At 69.7% G+C, this 17,092-nt stretch carries 14 protein-coding genes and 1 pseudogene; 6 read left to right on the top strand and 9 right to left on the bottom strand.

The features are described 5' to 3' along the window. Positions 1-38 precede the first annotated feature (38 nt). A complete protein-coding gene (pgi, locus tag GWK15_RS12700) occupies positions 39-1,679 on the bottom strand; it encodes a glucose-6-phosphate isomerase (protein WP_338147244.1) in 1,641 nt (546 codons plus the stop codon). A gap of 163 nt (positions 1,680-1,842) precedes the next feature. On the opposite strand from pgi, the gene GWK15_RS12705 reads away from it, so the two are divergent. Next, positions 1,843-2,715: a hypothetical protein gene (locus GWK15_RS12705; RefSeq protein ID WP_168041702.1), complete on the top strand. Its 873-nt coding sequence runs from the start codon at positions 1,843-1,845 to the stop codon at positions 2,713-2,715. Here the strand turns inward: GWK15_RS12705 and GWK15_RS12710 are convergent. The 4 genes from GWK15_RS12710 to GWK15_RS12725 form a co-directional block, all read right to left on the bottom strand. After that, entirely contained in the window at positions 2,642-4,378 is a 1,737-nt protein-coding gene (locus tag GWK15_RS12710; RefSeq protein WP_168041703.1) for a recombinase family protein, read from the bottom strand. The genes GWK15_RS12705 and GWK15_RS12710 overlap by 74 nt on opposite strands. Then, on the bottom strand, positions 4,375-5,496 hold the full coding sequence (locus GWK15_RS12715) for a hypothetical protein (protein WP_168041704.1): 1,122 nt from the start codon (positions 5,494-5,496) through the stop codon (positions 4,375-4,377). Before GWK15_RS12715 ends, GWK15_RS12710 begins: the two co-directional genes overlap by 4 nt. Next, positions 5,493-5,792 (bottom strand): hypothetical protein, encoded by a 300-nt coding sequence (locus tag GWK15_RS12720; RefSeq protein ID WP_168041705.1) that lies wholly within the window; start codon positions 5,790-5,792, stop codon positions 5,493-5,495. The genes GWK15_RS12715 and GWK15_RS12720 overlap by 4 nt, the downstream gene beginning before the upstream one ends. A 317-nt stretch (positions 5,793-6,109) precedes the next feature. Further along, positions 6,110-6,451, bottom strand: a complete 342-nt coding sequence (locus GWK15_RS12725) for a penicillin acylase family protein (RefSeq protein WP_168041706.1) — start codon at positions 6,449-6,451, stop codon at positions 6,110-6,112. Positions 6,452-6,846: 395 nt separating this feature from the next. Here GWK15_RS12725 and GWK15_RS26680 point away from each other — a divergent pair. Then, a pseudogene (locus tag GWK15_RS26680) lies at positions 6,847-7,041 on the top strand (transposase); the annotation flags it as partial. Between the two features lie 5 nt (positions 7,042-7,046). After that, on the top strand, positions 7,047-7,583 hold the full coding sequence (locus GWK15_RS25665; RefSeq protein WP_209442178.1) for a transposase: 537 nt from the start codon (positions 7,047-7,049) through the stop codon (positions 7,581-7,583). A gap of 279 nt (positions 7,584-7,862) precedes the next feature. Here GWK15_RS25665 and GWK15_RS12735 read toward each other — a convergent pair whose 3' ends face one another. The 4 genes from GWK15_RS12735 to GWK15_RS12750 form a co-directional block, all read right to left on the bottom strand. After that, positions 7,863-8,738 carry a hypothetical protein gene (locus tag GWK15_RS12735; protein ID WP_168041707.1) on the bottom strand — a complete coding sequence of 292 codons (876 nt, stop codon included), beginning with the start codon at positions 8,736-8,738 and terminating at the stop codon, positions 7,863-7,865. Positions 8,739-8,763: 25 nt separating this feature from the next. Continuing rightward, a complete protein-coding gene (gene ppk2, locus GWK15_RS12740) occupies positions 8,764-9,678 on the bottom strand; it encodes a polyphosphate kinase 2 (protein ID WP_168041708.1) in 915 nt (304 codons plus the stop codon). A 38-nt stretch (positions 9,679-9,716) separates the two neighbouring features. Then, entirely contained in the window at positions 9,717-10,172 is a 456-nt protein-coding gene (locus tag GWK15_RS12745) for a hypothetical protein (RefSeq protein ID WP_168041709.1), read from the bottom strand. A 149-nt stretch (positions 10,173-10,321) separates the two neighbouring features. Next, positions 10,322-11,902: a tetratricopeptide repeat protein gene (locus tag GWK15_RS12750; RefSeq protein ID WP_168041710.1), complete on the bottom strand. Its 1,581-nt coding sequence runs from the start codon at positions 11,900-11,902 to the stop codon at positions 10,322-10,324. A gap of 250 nt (positions 11,903-12,152) precedes the next feature. Here GWK15_RS12750 and GWK15_RS12755 point away from each other — a divergent pair, with 250 nt between their 5' ends. From GWK15_RS12755 to GWK15_RS12765, 3 genes are all read left to right on the top strand, one after another. Then, positions 12,153-12,389, top strand: coding sequence for a hypothetical protein (locus tag GWK15_RS12755; RefSeq protein WP_168041711.1), 237 nt, complete (start codon positions 12,153-12,155; stop codon positions 12,387-12,389). Between the two features lie 204 nt (positions 12,390-12,593). Then, positions 12,594-14,234: a porin gene (locus GWK15_RS12760; RefSeq protein ID WP_168041712.1), complete on the top strand. Its 1,641-nt coding sequence runs from the start codon at positions 12,594-12,596 to the stop codon at positions 14,232-14,234. Positions 14,235-14,376: 142 nt separating this feature from the next. Further along, positions 14,377-17,088 (top strand): aminotransferase class I/II-fold pyridoxal phosphate-dependent enzyme, encoded by a 2,712-nt coding sequence (locus GWK15_RS12765; RefSeq protein ID WP_168041713.1) that lies wholly within the window; start codon positions 14,377-14,379, stop codon positions 17,086-17,088. Positions 17,089-17,092 lie beyond the last annotated feature (4 nt).

Genomic DNA, 17,092 nt, shown 5'->3' on the forward strand with positions numbered 1-17,092 from the left:
GCGGGGGAGTCCGAGGGGGCGGCGCCCCCTCGTGTCCCTCACCCCCCCTGCAGCCGCCGGATCTCCGCGATCATCGGCGCCGTCGCCGCATCCTGCGGCGCGTCCTGGCCTTCCAGCGCCGGCAGGATGTGCCCCGCCAGAACCTTCCCCAGCTCCACGCCCCATTGGTCGAAGGGATTGATCCCCCACAGCGCGCCGAGGCTCGCCACCTTGTGCTCGTACAGCGCGACGAGCTGCCCCAGCGTGAAGGCATCGAGCCGCGGCAGCAGGACCAGCGTGCTCGGCCGGTCGCCGGGGAAGACCCGGTGGGGCTTCAGCCGCGCGATCTCCGCCTCGCTGCGCCCGGCGGCGCGCATCTCGGCCTCCACCGCCGCGGCGTCCTTCCCGCGCAGCAGCGCCTCGGCCTGCGCCAGCCCGTTGGCGAGCAGCTTGCGATGGCTGTCGGCGAAGGGATGGTCGGGGTTCGCGACCAGGATGATATCCGCCGGCACCGGCGTCGTGCCCTGGTGGATCAGCTGCATGAAGGAATGCTGCGCGTTGGTTCCGGGTTCCCCGAACACCACGGGCCCCGAGGCCCGCGCGAGCGCGCCGCCATCCAGCCCGACGCGCTTGCCGAGGCTCTCCATCTCGAGCTGCTGCAGATGCGCCGGGAGCCGCGCGAGACGTTCGTCGTAGGGCAGCACCGCGCGCGTCGGGTAGCGCAGCCCATTCACATGCCAGACCTCGGCCAGGGCCATCAGCACCGGCAGGTTGTCCGCGAGCGGCGCCGCGAGGAAATGCGCATCCATCGTCCGCGCGCCGGCGAGCAGCCGCTCGAAGGCGGGCCAGCCCAGCGCGAGCGCCAGCGACAGCCCGATCGCGCTCCACATGGAAAACCGCCCGCCCACCCAGTCGCGGAAGCCGAAGACGCGGTCGGGCGCGATGCCGAAGGCGGCCGTCGCGGCCAGGTTGGTCGAAAGTGCCGCGAGATGCGCCCCCGCCCCGCCCTCGCCCAGTGCCTCGACCAGCCAGGCGCGCACCAGCGCGGCATTGGCCATCGTCTCCTGGGTGGTGAAGGTCTTGGACGCGACCAGCACCAGCGTGCGCGCGGGGTCGAGCCGCGCGCGGACCTCCTGCCAGGCATGGGCGTCGACATTCGCGAGGTAATGCGCCCGCATCGGGCAGGCGGGCGTCCACAGCGCCCGCGCCGCCATGGCGGGCCCGAGGTCCGACCCGCCGATGCCGATGTTCAGCACATCGGTGAAGCGCTGCCCGGTCGCGCCCTTCAGCGTCCCGTCATGCACGCGCCCCACGAAGCCGTGCATTGCCGCGAGCGTCGCCTGCACCTCCGCCGCCGCATCCTCCTCCCCGGCGCGGAAGGGCGTGCTCACGGCCCCGCGCAGCGCCATGTGCAGGGCCGCGCGGCGCTCCGTCGCATTGACCGGCGCGCCCGCCGCCATGCGGTCGCGGAAGCCCACGACATCCGTCGCGCGCGCCAGGTCCAGCAGCGCGTCCATCACGCCCGGCGAGATCGCCGTGCGCGACAGGTCCACCAGCACATCCCCCGCGCGGCGGGACATGCGCGCGAAGCGCCCCGGATCGGCGTCGAACAGCGGGCGGATCGCCGCCGCCCCGGGGCGGCGGGCGAGGGCATCGAGGGCGGACCAGGCGGCGTCGGGCGTCATGGCGGTTCCTGTCACGCGGTCATCCTGCCATGGGCACGGCCCCGCGCGCAGGCCCCACGAGATCAGCCGGATGTGGCGCCGCCATGGCGCGTGAAGCGCTTCGTCGCCCGCCCTGCCCGCGTCCCCGACCATGGCGGCGCCTTCTCGCGGGACCGTGGCTTGCCCATCCCCGCGCCCCATGATCTTCGGTGAACCGATGACGAAATGCCTCCGCCGCCTCGCCGCGCTGCTCGCGCCGGTGCTTCTCGCCGCCCCCGCCATCGCGCAGGGCCCGGCTGCCACCACCATGGCCTCGGGCGGCGTCGGGCTGCGCTCCGAGGTCGCGGCGCTGCGCATCGTCGCGGCGCAGCGACTGCCGCGCTCCCCGGTCGGGGAGCGGCCCGACTTCTGCCGGCACCTCTTCGCCACCGCGCGCACGCCCGCCGGCGGCCAGGTCATCGCCGCCGGCTGGGCGGTGACGCGCGAAGCCGCCTTCGGCCCCTACCAGGCCGTCTCCTTCGTGCGTGGCGCGGAGCCGGGGACCAGCGGCACCTGCCGCATGCTCGACGGCAATGTCGCGATCTTCCGCGGCACGGATCTCGTCGCCATCGTCTATGCGCCGGGCGGCGGCGACGCGATCGGCAGCGTCAGCGCCTTCGGCGGCGACGCGCTGCGGATCTGGAGCGGGGATTTCCTCGGCCAGCCGGTCGCTGACCTGCAGGTCGGCGCCGATGGCGGCATCGCCGTCCGGCCGCTCGCCGCCGAGGAACGCGTCTGCGGCGGCCGTGCCGTGGTGCCCAACGTCTACGGCCGCCCGATCAACGAGGCGCGCGCGATCCTGCAGCGCAGCGGCTGGACGCCGGTGCCGCCGCAGGCGCGCGACGGCAACGACAGCCGCGTGAGCGACCTGGTCCGCCGCGGCGTCCCGGAGGTCGAGGACTGCTCCGGCACCGGCTTCGGCTTCTGCGCGTACAGCTACGGCGGCGCGGCGGGGACGCTCAGCGTGACGACGGTGGGGGACAATGATTTTCCGGCGGTCGCCGGGTACAGCGTGCGCTGCCGGCTTGGCTGAGGCTGACTGGAGGGGCGCTGCCCCCTGAGTCCGCCTTTGCCGAACCGGTGGACAGAGCGTTGAGGACGCCGCCGACGGTGGTGTCCTCCTGGGTCAGATTAACGCCGCCGGCGCGGAGCAGCTCGACGAGTTGACCCACCAGTTCAATCTCGGGTGGGTCGTCCGGCCCTTGTCCGGGGCTGACGATGACCTTGTCGATGAGGGCGCGGGCGGCCTCCAACACCTCTGGGTCCTCTCGCCCTTCGATCGCGGTCCGTAGCACGGCGACCCGATCGGCGTAGACCTCGGCGAGATTGGGATGCAACGCGGGTGCCGGGGCCGGCTGGTCCTTCAGCGCCGCCAGCAACTGCCCGCGACGGGACTCCAGTTCCTCCAGCTTCCGCTGCACGCCGGGCGCCCGCACGCCCTCGGCGATGGCCTCGACGAGGTTGTCCAGCTTTCTCTGGATTGCTTGCAATTCGAGCCTGTGCGCCGCGGTCGCGGCCGAGGCCTCCGCCTGGGCCCCGTTCCACGCCTCGACGAACGCTCGGCAGAACGCGGCGACGAGGTCGGGGCGCATGAGCCGGGAGCCCAGCGCCTCCATGATCATCGCCTCGAGCTTTGGTCGCCGGACCCGGCGGGTGTTGGAGCAGCCCTTGCCGCGCCGGGCGCGCTGGCAGCCGAGGTAGTCCCTCCCCAGGGCGGCGAAGGTGCCCCCGCAGGTGCCGCACACCACCTTGCCGGTCACGAGGTGCTTCGGCCGCCGGCGTTCCCAGAACGCGGGAATGGCCCCGTCGCTTTCCCGGGCGACCTCCTGGGACAGACGCGCCTGGGCACGCTCCCAGAGCGTGTCGTCGATGATGCGCAGCCCGGGCACATCCGCCTCGACCACCTCCTCGGGAGGACGCTTGCGGCGGACGTGGCGCCCGGTCAGCGGATCGCGTGGCTGGTGGCTGCGGTTCCAGCGCAGCCGGCCGGCGTAGATCGGATTGCGCAGGATGCCGTCGCCGCGCTGGGCGCGGCCGCGGATGCCGGTGTCGTACCAGGGCGTTCCCGCCGGGCCGGGGATGCCCTCGGCATTCAGCGCCGCTGCGATGGTGCGGGGGCTGGGGCCGGCGACGTAGTCGCCAAAGATGCGGCGGACCACGGCAGCCTCGGCCGGGTCGATCTCCCGGAGGCCTCGCACCGGCTCGCCCTGGTCGTCGAACCGGCGGACCTTGCGATAGCCGTAGGGCGGGGCGCCGAACGCAAAGCCCTTGCGGACCCTGCCCACCTGCCCGCGATGGGTCTTGGCGGCGAGGTCCTTGAGGTAGAGGGCGCCCATGGTGCCCTTGAGACCGACATGGAGCTCGGAGATCTCGCCCTCGGCGAGGGTGACAATGCGCACCTGGCAGAACGTCGCCTGCTTGTGGAACGCCGCGACGTGCTCGAGGTCGCGGGAGAACCGGTCGAGGCTTTCGGCGAGGACGATGTCGGCCTTGCCGGTGCGGATGGCCTCCAGCAGGCCCTGGTAACCCGGCCGGAGCAACGTGGCCCCGGAGATGGCGGCGTCCGAGAACTGGCCGACGATGGTCCAGCCCTCGCGTGCGGCGCGCTCGTGGCAGATCCGGAACTGGTCCTCGATGGAGGCGGCGCTCTGCAGGTCGCTCGAGAACCGCGCGTAGATCAGGCAGCGCACGGTCATGGCGCCTTCCGGCGGGTTTGCCGGGCCGCGCCCTTCGCGCGGCCCCGCCAGCCATAGTGCGAGGCGGCAAGCGACCAGGTCTCCTTGCGCAGGCCAGCGATGCGGACGCCATGGCGGCGCAGCGCCTCAGTGCCGCGGGACTTCAGGTAGTGGTCGATGGAGACCTGCGGGTCGTGCCCGAGGGCAGCCCCGGCGTCGAGCGCCAGTTCCGGGGAGATCATGGAGGCCGTGGTGCGCAGGCACTTGCGAAACCAGTGCGGCCCCTCCTCGCGCCCGAACCAGGCCTTGGTCCGCCGGCGGACGACCTTGCCGAGATCAAGCGCCGACAACGCCCTGCCCCTGGTGCCGATCCAAACGGCGGCGCTGAACGCGCTGCCCGGGAGGCTGGGACGGACGTCCGAAAGATAGCGATCGAACACGGGAACCAGCTCGGGATGCATGTCGTAGCTCATGAACACCTTGGTCTTGGTGTCCTTCTCGCCGAAGTGCAGACGGTATCCAGCCTCGGTCCGGACGATGTTCTCGCCGATCTCCATGGCGCTGACGGAGCGGATGCGAGGGCCGTGGGCGGCGAGCAGCCCGAGCAGCGCGGCATCGCGCACCGCAACCCGACCCCGGGCGTAGCCCCGTCCCTCGCAGCCTGCCCGGAACAGATCGAGGGCGCGGGCCAGGAGTTCGCGAGAGTCGCGGACCTCGCACCAGCGCGGCTTCGGCTTCAGCAAGCGGCGCAGGGAGCGCCCGCCGGGTTGGAGGATGAACCCGACATCGGCAGCGGGATCGATCAGGGCGAGGCAGCGCTGCAGGTCGCGCAGGCGGCCGTGGATGGTGGTGCCGCGATTGCCACGCCCCCGCTGGTCGGCGATCCAGCTGTCGAGCCGGGCCCGGGTCGCACGGGCAGCCGGCGAGGCCAGCGGATCGAGCTCGCCGCGGCGCCGGAGGTAGTGGAGCCACACGCCATAGGCCTCGCGGATCTTGCGCCGGGCGAAGTCACCGAGTTCGAGAGAGGCGCCATTCTCGTCGAACGGGCTGTCAGCGGCAGAGAACGCGCCTTCCCATGCCGCGCGGTCCTCCGCGGGCCAGTCCGCCAGCCCGAGGGACCAGACGCGCGCCCGCGTCACTGGCGGCGCCCCCGCTTGCGGCCGGCCACACCCGGCGGCAGCGGCGCCAGTGGCGGCATCACGCCGCGGTTGCGTTTGGCAAATCCCGCATCGGCGATGAACCGGGTGCGCCGGCGCTCCGTGGTGAGGACCTCGGTGAGACGGGCGATCGCCCCCTTCGGCGCCCAGGAGGCGTAGAACCGCATCGAGGTATCGAAGGTCGTGTGACCGAGGACGAGGCGCAGATCCTCGATCGCGTGCGGATTGGCGCCGAGGATGAACGCGCCGGCGAGCGCCCGGAACTGGTGCGTCGACATCCTGACGCCGACGCTGCGATGGATGGCCAGGCTGATCGCATTGCCGAGGCCCCCCTTGTGGCGCGGCTGGTCGAGATGCGCCTTGGAGGGGAACAGCCAGTCGCTTCCGGCATTCGGCAGCAGGGGCCGGTAGTGGCGGATGGCCTACACGAAACAGCACGCGGATCCTGCCGCCGAAAATCGTCGAACGCGACGTCGGCAACGCCCAAGGCCAGGAAAATGCTGGCGCCGCAGCGTGGATCGAAAACATCCATCAGCCCGCCAACGACACCACCCACGATAAAGGCCCCGCCGGATGTCTCCGGCGGGGCCCGATGTCAGTTCTTCGCCTCCGAGGCAGGCGGCACGGCCCGGAACAAGGCCGCGCCCGTCGATCCGAGATCACGCAGCACGAGGCGCCCGAAGCCTTGGAGGCGCTCATGCGCCTCGGTCAGCTCCTGCAGCGTCGCCTGGAGCACCTCGTTGAGGCACTCCAGGGACGACAGGGCAGCGGCGGCGTCGACGACCTCGTCGCCCTGGAGGGCGGTCAGGTCGTTCCTGCTCATCTCGGCCACTCCGCGCAGTTGGGCGATCGCAGGCTCGATCTCGTGAAGCCCGCGCGCAGCGTCGAGCAACTCGCCGAGCGTGCGCTGGCGAGGGGAGGGTTTCCCTTCGGTCATGATGGTTCCTGATTGTTGGGATTGCAAATCGCTGGCCGGCTGGGATCCGGCGCGATGCCGAACATTCAAATGAATATTCGGCGTGAATTATATTTTAATCGAAGTAAATAAATTCAATAAGAAAGAAAACAATACTTTTGTTCCTTGAAAAATCTCTCTGTATATATTCGATTTTTTCATTAATTATCCGTCATTGTTGACCCTAGGAGATCCCTGCGAAACGCCTTGCTGATGGCGGCTGTCGTTGATTCGCTCGGTGGATCGGCAACGGTGGCGAGGCGGTGATGGGTCAGCGGCGGATCGGACAGGGGAGCCTGGCGGAGGCGCTGTTGCCGGCGGGTGCCGGTTCCAATCGCCGGCTGGAGCGCATCGCCGGCCTGATCGACTGGACGCCGATGGAGCGCCTGCTCGCCCCGCTCCGGGCGCCGACGGGGCGGCCCGGCTACCCGCCGCTGGCGCTGTTCCGCGCGCTGCTGCTGGCGCAGTGGTACCGGCTTTCCGATCCGGGCCTCGAGGAAGCGCTGGCCGACCGGCTGTCGTTCCGCCGCTTTTGCGGCTTCGGCCTGGACGACGGCACGCCGGACGAGACCACGCTGTGCCGCTTCCGCGGTGCGCTCGCCGAGCGTGGCCTCGCCGAGGCGCTGTTCGCCGCGCCGAGGCGCGCTGGGCCGGGCACCGCCGCCGCAAGCCCACCCACGGCTACAAGGCGCACGTCGCCACTGACGAGGGCGCCGGGCTGGTCCGCGGCGTCGAGGTCACGACGGCGAATGTCCATGACGCAGCCGAACTCGCGGCGGTGCTGCCCGACGATCCGGGCGAGGTGTACGGCGACAGTGCCTTCGGCGGCACGCGCTCCGCCAACGCGATCAAGGCCAAGGGCGGCGTCCCCGCCGTGATCGGGACCGGCACCTGGGGCGGGCCGGCCGCGCTGGCGCGGCTGCGGGCCCACAACGCCCGTGTGCGGCGGGTCCGCTGCCGCATCGAGAAGGTGTTCGGCACCTGGAAGCGCAGCTACAGCCTGCGTCGGATGCGATGGCTCGGCCTGGCCAAGGCCGGGCTGCAGGTCCGCCTCGCCGCCATGGCCTACAACCTCCGCCGCACGGTCTCCCTCCTGCGTGACGCTCCGGCATGAGGCAGGGCGCGTCTGCACGCGCGCGCTCGACAGACCGCCCACCGCACAGCACGCCGGACCACATTGTCACATGCGCGGGCTCGGAGCCTCAGATCGCCTTCCGCCGCACTTCCGCGCACAGGTCTCATGAGATCCTAACAACAGGCCGGAAACGCGACCCTCGAGCATCTCCACAATGGGCTTTGATAGAGAGCTCGTGCTCCAATTGTTGCAGGATGCCGCCTTCGACGCCGCGTCACGTCCATGTCGGCGATGCACAGCGGCCAGAACGACGTGCCGTCAACCTTCGGCCACCGGACTGGATTTGGCGGCCCGCGCGAAGATGGCGGCGGCGACGACGGCGCACACCAGCTGCACCGGCAGCGCCAAGACGACGGCCACCACTGCCCGTTCGTCGGGCGCCTCCATCGCGAGCAGCGGCGCCAGCGCCGCACCCAGGTTGCGCGTGCACATGCCAAGCCCGAGCACACTGCGTTCACCTTGCGCGAGCCCACCGCCGGAGCGGTAGGCCATGAGGGTGAGAGCGCCGAGGAACAGGACCTCGGCCACGACCACCCGTTCCCCGAAGGTCCCGGCCATGCTGCGGCCGTAGACGATCACGCAGAGGACCAGCAGCGCGACCGCCGCGAGGCCGCCGACCGCCCTGGCCCAGGGATGCAGCGCCGCGGCGACCGGCGGGGCCGCGCCGAACACCGCCATCCCCACGAGGAGGGGCAGCAGCACCAGGACCAGGATGGGCCTGGCGACGGTCCAGGCATCGATCGTCAGGCCTTCGGCAACCAGCGGCCCCACCACGGGCAGCACGAGCACCGTCCCGACCGCCGCGACGAGCATCATCGCCGCCGCGTAGCGCATGTCTCCCTTGGCGTGCCGAACCAGGGCGGGCAGGAAGGGCGCGCAGGGCGTCAGTCCGACGAGCGTGAGGCCCGCGGCATAGGATGGGTCGAGCCGCAAGACGCGGCCGATCGCCCAGGCGAGTGCAGGCCCCACCACGAAGCCGAACGCCACCGCGCGCGCCAGGAACCGGCGGTTTCCGAGGCAGGCCAGCGCATCGCGCACGCGCAGCTCGAGGCCCATGTCGAGTAGGGACCCAACCATGAAGCCGATGAGGGAGACCCTCACCGCCAGCGCGAGCAGCGCGTCGAGATCCTGCATGGCGGGCCGTCCGCCGCGTGCCGGATCAGCCGCCGCTTGGCGGCGCGCCCACCGTGTCCGCGACGACCTTCCAGGGGTAATCCGGCTCGACGTAGTCGCCTGGCTTCTGGCGCTTCGGCAGCTCCACCTTCTCGCGCTTCGGCGCCTCGTAGGGGATGTGGTGCAGGAAGTGGCGGATGATGTTCAGCCGCGCGCGCTTCTTGTCGTCCGAATGCACGACGTACCAGGGCGCCCAGGACGAATCCGTCGCCTTGAAAATGTCGTCGCGGGCACGGGAATAGTCGTACCAGCGGCTGTAGGACTTGAGGTCCATCGGCGAGAGCTTCCACAGCTTCCGCCCATCGTCGATGCGCGCCTCGAGTCGGCGCGTCTGCTCCTCCATGCTGACTTCGAGCCAGTATTTAAGAAGGATGATGCCGGAATCGACGATCGCCTTCTCGACGGCGGGCACCATGTTCAGGAAGTAGTGGACCTGCTCGTCGTTGGCGAAGCCCATCACGCGCTCGACGCCGGCGCGGTTGTACCAGGATCGATCGAAGATCACGATCTCCCCCGCCGCCGGGAAGTGCTGGATGTAGCGCTGGATGTACATCTGCGACTTCTCGCGCTCGGTCGGCGCGGGAAGGGCGACGACGCGAAAGACTCGCGGGCTGACGCGCTCGGTAATCGCCTTGATGGTGCCGCCCTTGCCGGCGCCGTCGCGGCCCTCGAAGACGATGCAGACGCGCGCGCCGGTCTCCTGCGCCCACATCTGCACCTTCACCAGCTCGACATGCAGGTCGAACAGCGCCTTCTCGTATGCCTTGCGCGACAGCTTCCCGTCCGGCTTGAACGGAGAGGCCGCCCGATCCGCCGCGCCGCCCTTGCGGGACTGCGGGTCGACCTGCGCGGGATCGTGGCCACCCCTGTCCTTCTTGGTCTTCTTGTCCTTCTTGGACATCGCGGCCTCCTTCGGGCGCTTTGCTGCTGCCGGTTGCCTCAGCCTTCCTCGGGATGCTTCCAGGTCAGGAACCATCCGCAGTCTCCCGGCATGCCGCCCGGCCAGTCGACGATCTCGACCTGCAGCTGGAAGCCCCGGGGCTGCAGTTCCTTCACGTAGAAGTCGTAGGCGCGCTTCGGAAAGCCCTCGAGCTTCTCGTGCCAGTTGCTGTCGTGGGTGGTGATGCCGCGCCCGGAGTCCGGCAGCCATTCCGAGGGAAACTGCAGGACCAGGGCACGCTTCTCGCCGTTCTCGATGGCCCGGCGCACCACGGCGGCGATCCGATCCATCGCCTCGGGCTGCACCTGGCGTTCCTTGAATGACTCGCGGATTGCGTCGCGCTCTGCCTGCGCCGCAGCCTCGGCGGTGCGACGCTGCTCTTCGGCACGCTTCTTCGACTGCGCTATGGTGTCCCAGATCGCCTGGACGCTCAGGTTGGATCCATCGATGGTCATGTCGGCTCCGCCTTTCCTTCCGCCATACCCGTTGAAGGGCGGCGCATCGGCTGCGCAATATCAATCACAATAATGACACTGCGGTTCGCCGGATTGTCCGGCGCAAAGGAGAAGGTGCGTAAGTTACAGTGACGTGCGCCCCCGCCCCGTCACCCCGGCGCGATGGCGGGGAGGGTCCGCACCGCCGCCGCCTTCGCCAGGCCGTCCATCACGATCTGCACCAGCCGTGGATGGACGTGGCGCCGTGTCAGGTCACCCGCCGCGCGCGACATGTAGCTCGGGTCGACGCGGTCCAGGGCGTCGAGCGCGCTGGCAGCCTCCTCCGCAAGGCCAAGTCCGATGGCCGCGACGGCTACGGTGACGTGCCCGTAGACCACGCCTGGCGCATCGACCCTGCGGGCCTCCGACAGCGCCTGCGCCAGGCGGCCGTGCCAGAGGTGCCAGATCGCGAGCCCCACGCGGTAGCCCGAGGGCTGTGCCGGGTTCCGTTCGTAGGACGCTTCCAGCAGCGGCACGGCCCTGTCCCAGTCGGCGAGGATCGCGCAGCGCATGCCGAGTTCGGCCATGATGTCCGTGTCGTTCGGATTCAGGTCGAGCCCGACCTCAAAGGCGGGCAATGCACTCGCGACGTCACCCATGAACCAATGCGCCATTCCCAGGGCGTGGTGGCATCGGCTCGACAGCGGCGCCAGATCGACAGCGCGGCGCGCAAGGACGAGTGCGCGTGCGAGGCAATCGTCGCGCTCGTTGGCGGATGCATATCCGTACCGGAATCCATCGGTCAGGAGCAGCGACAGACAGGCGAATGCGTCCGCGAAGCCCGGCTCGCGCTGCGTCACGCGCTCGAGGTCGCGTCGGAGTTCGCCGAACATCGCACGGTCGAAGGTCCGCCAATACTGGTAGAAGCGAATGACGCAGTCATAGGCCGTCAGGCTGCTGCTCGCCTTGCCCTCCACCTCGCGTGCCTTGAGGGCGTAGAGAGCCCCGTAGGGTTGGGCGAGGTGGCGCACGACGGCGGACGCCACCTTGTCGCGCACCTCGATGATCTCGGCCGGATCGAGGCGGTGCGTGAAGCTCTCGCCCCAGACGCAGCGCCCCGTCCGCGCCTCGGTCAACAGGACGTCCACGTGGCACCGGTCCGCGCTGAGGCTCGTCCCGCCGGTCAGCAGATAGTCGGCGTCGAGCGTCCCGCCTGCGGCATTGCCCGCCAGCGCGGTATCCGCCCCGAAGACGAAGAGTTCCGTGTAGCGGGTCAGGCCGACGATGATCTGGCGTGCGAAGCCGCGCGTGAAATTGGGATAGGCCGACTGGTCGCCTTCCTCGTCGAAGGGGCGGACGAGGATGGCCGGACCGCTGCGCTCGCCTGTCGGAACCGGCGCGGATGCCGCCGGCTGCGGCTCGGCGTCGAAGGTCGCGACGTATGAACCGCGCGGGATGGTGATCCGGATCCCCTCTCCCGGTCCTGCCATGAGGTAGAAGCGTTCGAGCGCGCGACGCAGCCGCCCGGCCTCGATGCGGACGATCGAATCCAGTTGCGGATCGAAATCGGCATCGCGACCGAAAACCGTCGTCGCGATGGCATAGGCCTTGATGCGGTCGGCCCTGCCGGCGAGCGTCTCCTCGACGACGTAGCGGAGGAAATGCCTGTTCCGAGGGGAGGCGTCGAAGTCCCCCGACGACAGGATCCGCTCCAGTTCCAAGCGAACCGCGCCCGGCGCGAGGCCGCTCATGACTATCCTCCCTCGGGCAGGCAGGCCCCGCTACCGTACTTCAACATATCGTAAGCGACGGTCGGTCCCCCAAACCAGAGATTTGCAGTCGCTCGCGCTGTCGGTCAGCGCGGCGCCCGCCGCCTCGCGACCGCGCCTCGGCGCCGGTTGACAGTAACGTACTCCCCGATGCGCGGCGCGCTGGCGATCGTTCGTTCCACGTTGCGGAACCGCGAAGATGCCGAACTCGGCCGCACCCCCCCCGGACCTCGTGAGGGCCCTTCAGGCCTTCCCCGATGACGCGGCCCTGATTCGGCGTCTGTTCCTTGCGGACCACTCCTTCCGCAGCGCCTGCGAGGACTATCGGCTGGCTTGCGAAGGCCTCTTCGCCTTCGAGCGCCTGAGCGGGGATGGGCCGCGCCCGGAGGTCCAGGACTACCAGCGCGTGGTGCGCGAACTGGAAACCGAGATGCGCGGCATGATCCAGGCCGCGCGAGGCCGCGCGTGAGCGCGCCCGTGGCGCGCAGTGGTCGGTGCGCGGGGCCGAGGCGTGCGCTGCGCGGTTCGCGCATCGTCGCGGCCTCGGTCGTGCCGGCATTCAACGTGAGCCGTCGGGCGAACCGCGGTCACGACCTTCTGCGCAAGGCGCGCGTCGTCTCATTGGCCTCTGACGAGGCCATCCAAGACCAACACAAACCTGGGGAGTGAGCGCATGCGGCAGGTGCGGTTCGCGGAAGGATGGCTCGCGGCAGGGGCTGGCGCCGCCGTCCTGCTGGGAAGTGCTCCGGCGCTCGCGCAAGGCACCGAGGACCTGCTGCGCCGGATCGACGCGCTCCAGCGCCGGGTGGAGGAACTTGAGGCGGCGCAGCGGACGGTCCAGCGCCCACCGCCGGCGGCCGCCCGCGCGCCTGCGACGGCGCCGCGCACCGCGGCGGCTCCGTCGCCGCGTCCGCCCGTGACCCCGGTCGTCGTGCCCGCGCCGGCAGCAGCCGCGCCGGCCCCCCCGCAAGCGCAAGCCGACGTCGCGCAGCCACGCGTCACGCGCGAGGAGGTCGACGCGGCGCTGCGCGGCAGCCTCCCGAACTCGTGGCGCATTCCCGGTACGGACACCTCGGTCCGCCTCTACGGCTTCGGCAAGGCGAACATGTGGGGCTCGCTGAACGTGCGCGACCGCGGCGATGCGCCCTCGGTACAGGGCATCCCGCTCGCCGGCAGCCCGGCGGATCTCCAGGGCGGCGATCTCAACTTCAGTGCGCGCCGTTCGCGCATCGGATTCGAGACGCAGACGCCCTCGGACTGGGGTCCGGTCTTCACGCGCATCGAGATCGACTTCGCCGGCGACCAGCCCAGCGCCTCGGGCGCCGCCACATCCTCCGGCTACATGCCGCGGTTGCGCCAGGCTTTCGTCGAGGTTGGCGGCGACGTTTTCCGCGTCCTGGTCGGTCAGGCGAACAGCGTCTGGAACGACGGCCTAATCGAGACGCTGACGGATGCGACCTTCCTCAACGCCTCGGCCGTGCGGCAGGCACAGGTCCGGCTGACCGGGCGCCTGGCCGAAGGCCTGACCGGCATGGTCTCGATCGAGGCGCCCTATACCGACTACACGAGCGCTGCCGGCGTCTTCTATCCGGATTCGACCTACGACGGCGGCGCGAGCCCGGCGATCAACCAGGTACCCGACCTGCTGGGGCGGCTGACCTATCGCGGCGATTTCGGCGAGGCATCGCTGCGCGGCGTCGTGAGGCAGCTGAAGATCGACACCAATGGCACAGCGGCGGCGGGCGCTGGATCCGACAGCACCGTGGGCTGGGGTGTGGCGCTGAACGCCAACCTCGCGCTGCGGAACGTCTGGGAGGGCTTCGGCAACGACCAGCTGATCGGCATGACCTACTACGGTCAGGGCATCGGCCGGTACTTCGATTCCGCCTATTCCGGCCAAGGAGCCTACACCAATCTTGGCCTGCCCGGCGCGACGGCCGCCTTCAGCATGGATGCGACGCCGGCCTGGGGCTTCCTGGTGGGCTATCGCCTGGCCTGGCTGACCCAGCTGCGCAGCACTTTCGCCTATGCCTACGCGCGGCAGGATAATCCGACCTACGTGTCCGAGTTCACGCCGGGCTCCTCGGCGGCGCTCGCGGCGAACCGCGATATGCAGATGGCGGTGGCGAACCTGATCTGGAGTCCCTTCGCCCGCGAGAGCAACGGGCGCGTCACCAACGGGTGGCTCGATGTCGGGGTGGAGTACATCTTCTTCCGGCGCGACATCCAGGGCGGCGCGGCCGCCGCTGGCGTCGGCCAGTACGGCCACGGCATCGAACAGCGCCTGCAGACCAGCCTGATTGCGCGCTTCTAGGCAGAGCGAGATCGCTGGATGCCCTCGCCCGTCGCCGCCGCTTGACGTGCATCAGTATCCCGGCCCGCCCAATGACGGAGCCTTTCTTTCAACACGAGCTTCGCCTGCCAATACCGGCGGGGCCATCGGGGGGAACGCCGCCATGACAACCAGCACCGGCCGCATCGACCAGTTCCTGCTCCTCCATGCGGCGCGCGCCGACAAATGGCGTGAGCTCATCAGCCTTGCTGGCGAATGGGCGCGCGGCAAAGGCGATCGGATGGCAGTCGAAGCCGCAGTCGCGGCAATGGCGCCGTTGGAGGAATTCCACGCCTATCCGGGCGCCCGGTTACTAGCCGCACTCAATGAGCGGGTCGCCGGCGGTGACGCCGCTGGCGTCGCTACCCTGGCCAGGCGGATCTCTAATGCGCTGCTGACGCGCGCCTATCGCGAACGCCCCGGCGAATGGGATCTGCATGACGAGATGCCAGCCGGCGAGGTCGTCGACGTGCTGCCGCCGGCCCTCGGCGAGCGGGAGACGCACCGGCCATACTTCGAGGTGCTATTCGTCGTCGCTCAGCCGGCTTCGCGCTGGCCCGCCCTCGCCGCAGAGATCCGCCGCCTGCGTCGCCCCGAAGATGCCTTCGTCTACGAGGCGGTGATCGTTGGGTCCTTCGAGGACGCCTTCTGCGCCGCGGCAATGAACCCGGCGATCGGCGCCGTCGTGATGGCCGAGGGCTTCTCCTATCGCTCGCGCCACGACGCGCCGGCGCTGCGTGCGGTCCTCGAGCCCTTCGGCGAGCCTGGGAGCCCGGAGGACACTGCGCTCTTCCTTGCCTCCGCGATCAAGCGCATCCGCCCCGAGCTCGATCTCTATTTGCTGTCGGACCGGGAGGTGGAACGGCTCGCCGGCGATCCGGAGGCCGACAGCTTCCGGCGCATCTTCTATGGCGTGGAGGAACTGCTTGAGCAGCACCTGGCAATTCTGGAAGGCGTGCAGGCTCGCTACGAGACGCCCTTCTTCGACAACCTGAAGAAGTACGCGATGCGGCCGATCGGCACCTTCCACGCCCTGCCGATCGCGCGCGGCAAGTCGGTGTTCAATTCCGACTGGATCCGAGACATGGGCGAGTTCTACGGCATCAACCTGTTCCTCGCGGAAAGCAGCGCGACGACAGGCGGGCTCGACAGCCTTCTGGAGCCCACCGGTAACATCAAGAAGGCGCAGGAGATGGCCGCGCGCGCCTTCGGCGCCGACCACGTCTTCTTCGTGACCAACGGCACCAGCACCTCCAACAAGATGGCGGTGCAGGCGCTGACCGCGCCGGGCGACATCGTCATCGTCGACCGCAACTGCCACAAGTCGCACCACTACGGCATGGTGCTGACGGGCGCGCAACCGCTCTACGTCGAAGCCTATCCGATGACGGAATACTCGATGTACGGCGCCGTGCCGCTCGCCACCATCAAGAAGGCGATGCTGGCGCTGAAGGCGGAAGGCAGGCTGGACCGGCTGAAGATGCTGGACCTGACCAACTGCACCTTCGACGGCCACATGTACAACACGCGGCGGGTGATGGAGGAATGCCTCGCCATCAAGCCCGACCTGATCTTCCTGTGGGACGAGGCCTGGTCGGGCTTCGCGCGCTTCTCGCCCTTCCTGCGCCCGCGCACGGCGATGGGCGCGGCCGCCGACATCGAGGCCTGGCTGCGCGATCCGGCATCGGTCGCGGCGTATGAGAAGCAGCGCGCGGACCTTGGCGACGCGCCGTCGGAGGAGGCGCTGCTCGCCACGCGGCTTATCCCGAATCCGCGGCAGGTGCGGCTGCGCGTCTACCAGACCAACTCCACCCACAAGTCGATGTCGGCGATCCGCCAGGGCTCCATGCTGCTGGTCAAGGATGTCGACTTCCATACGGTCGAGACGCAGTTCCACGAAGCCGTCTTCACCCACGCCTCGACCAGCCCGAACCAGCAGCTCATCGCGAGCCTCGACGTCGCGCGGCGCCAGATGGAGCTCGAGGGCTACGGCCTGGTGATGAACGCGATCGAGATCGCGCTGAAGATCCGCCTCGCGGTCAACTCGCACCCATTGATCTCGAAATACTTCCGGGTCCTCGGTGCCGACGAGATGATCCCGGCTGCCTATCGCCAGTCCGGCTTCCAGGACTACACGAGGCCGGGGACTGGCTGGGCCGACGCGGTGAAGGCGATGCGGGAGGACGAGTTCTACCTCGACCCCACCCGCATGACGCTGGTCTGCGGCACTGCCGGCTTCGACGGCACGCAGTTCAAGGGGCTGCTGGCGAACGAGTACGATATCCAGCTCAACAAGACGTCGCGCAACTCGGTGCTGCTGCAGTCGAACATCAACAACACGCGCAGCGACGTCGCGCACCTCATCCGCGTGCTCGTCGAGATCTGCCACGGCATCGAGAAGCGCCTGGCCGATGGCGGGCCGGAGGAACAGGCGTCCTTCGCCGCGCGGGTGAAGTCGTTGATGACGGACGTGCCGGACCTGCCGAACTTCAGCCACTTCCACGAGGCCTTCCGCGGCGATGCCGGGCGCGACACGCCCGAAGGCGACATGCGCAGCGCCTTCTTCGGCGCCTACCACCCCGAGCTCTGCGAATACGTCCCGCTGTTCGGCGCCGAATGCGACCGGCGGCTCAGGGAGGGGCCCGAGATGGTCTCGGCCAACTTCGTCATCCCCTATCCGCCGGGCTTCCCGATCATGGTGCCCGGCCAGGTGATCACGCAGGAGACGATCGACTTCATGCGCAAGCTCGATGTGAAGGAGATCCACGGCTACGAGAAGACCAAGGGACTCAAGCTGCTCAAGCCCGACGCCGTCGCGGCGCGCGGCCGGCGCTGAGGGG

Origin of the sequence: Neoroseomonas oryzicola, from assembly GCF_012163135.1 — a bacterium.
In the GTDB taxonomy this organism is placed as follows: domain Bacteria; phylum Pseudomonadota; class Alphaproteobacteria; order Acetobacterales; family Acetobacteraceae; genus Neoroseomonas; species Neoroseomonas oryzicola.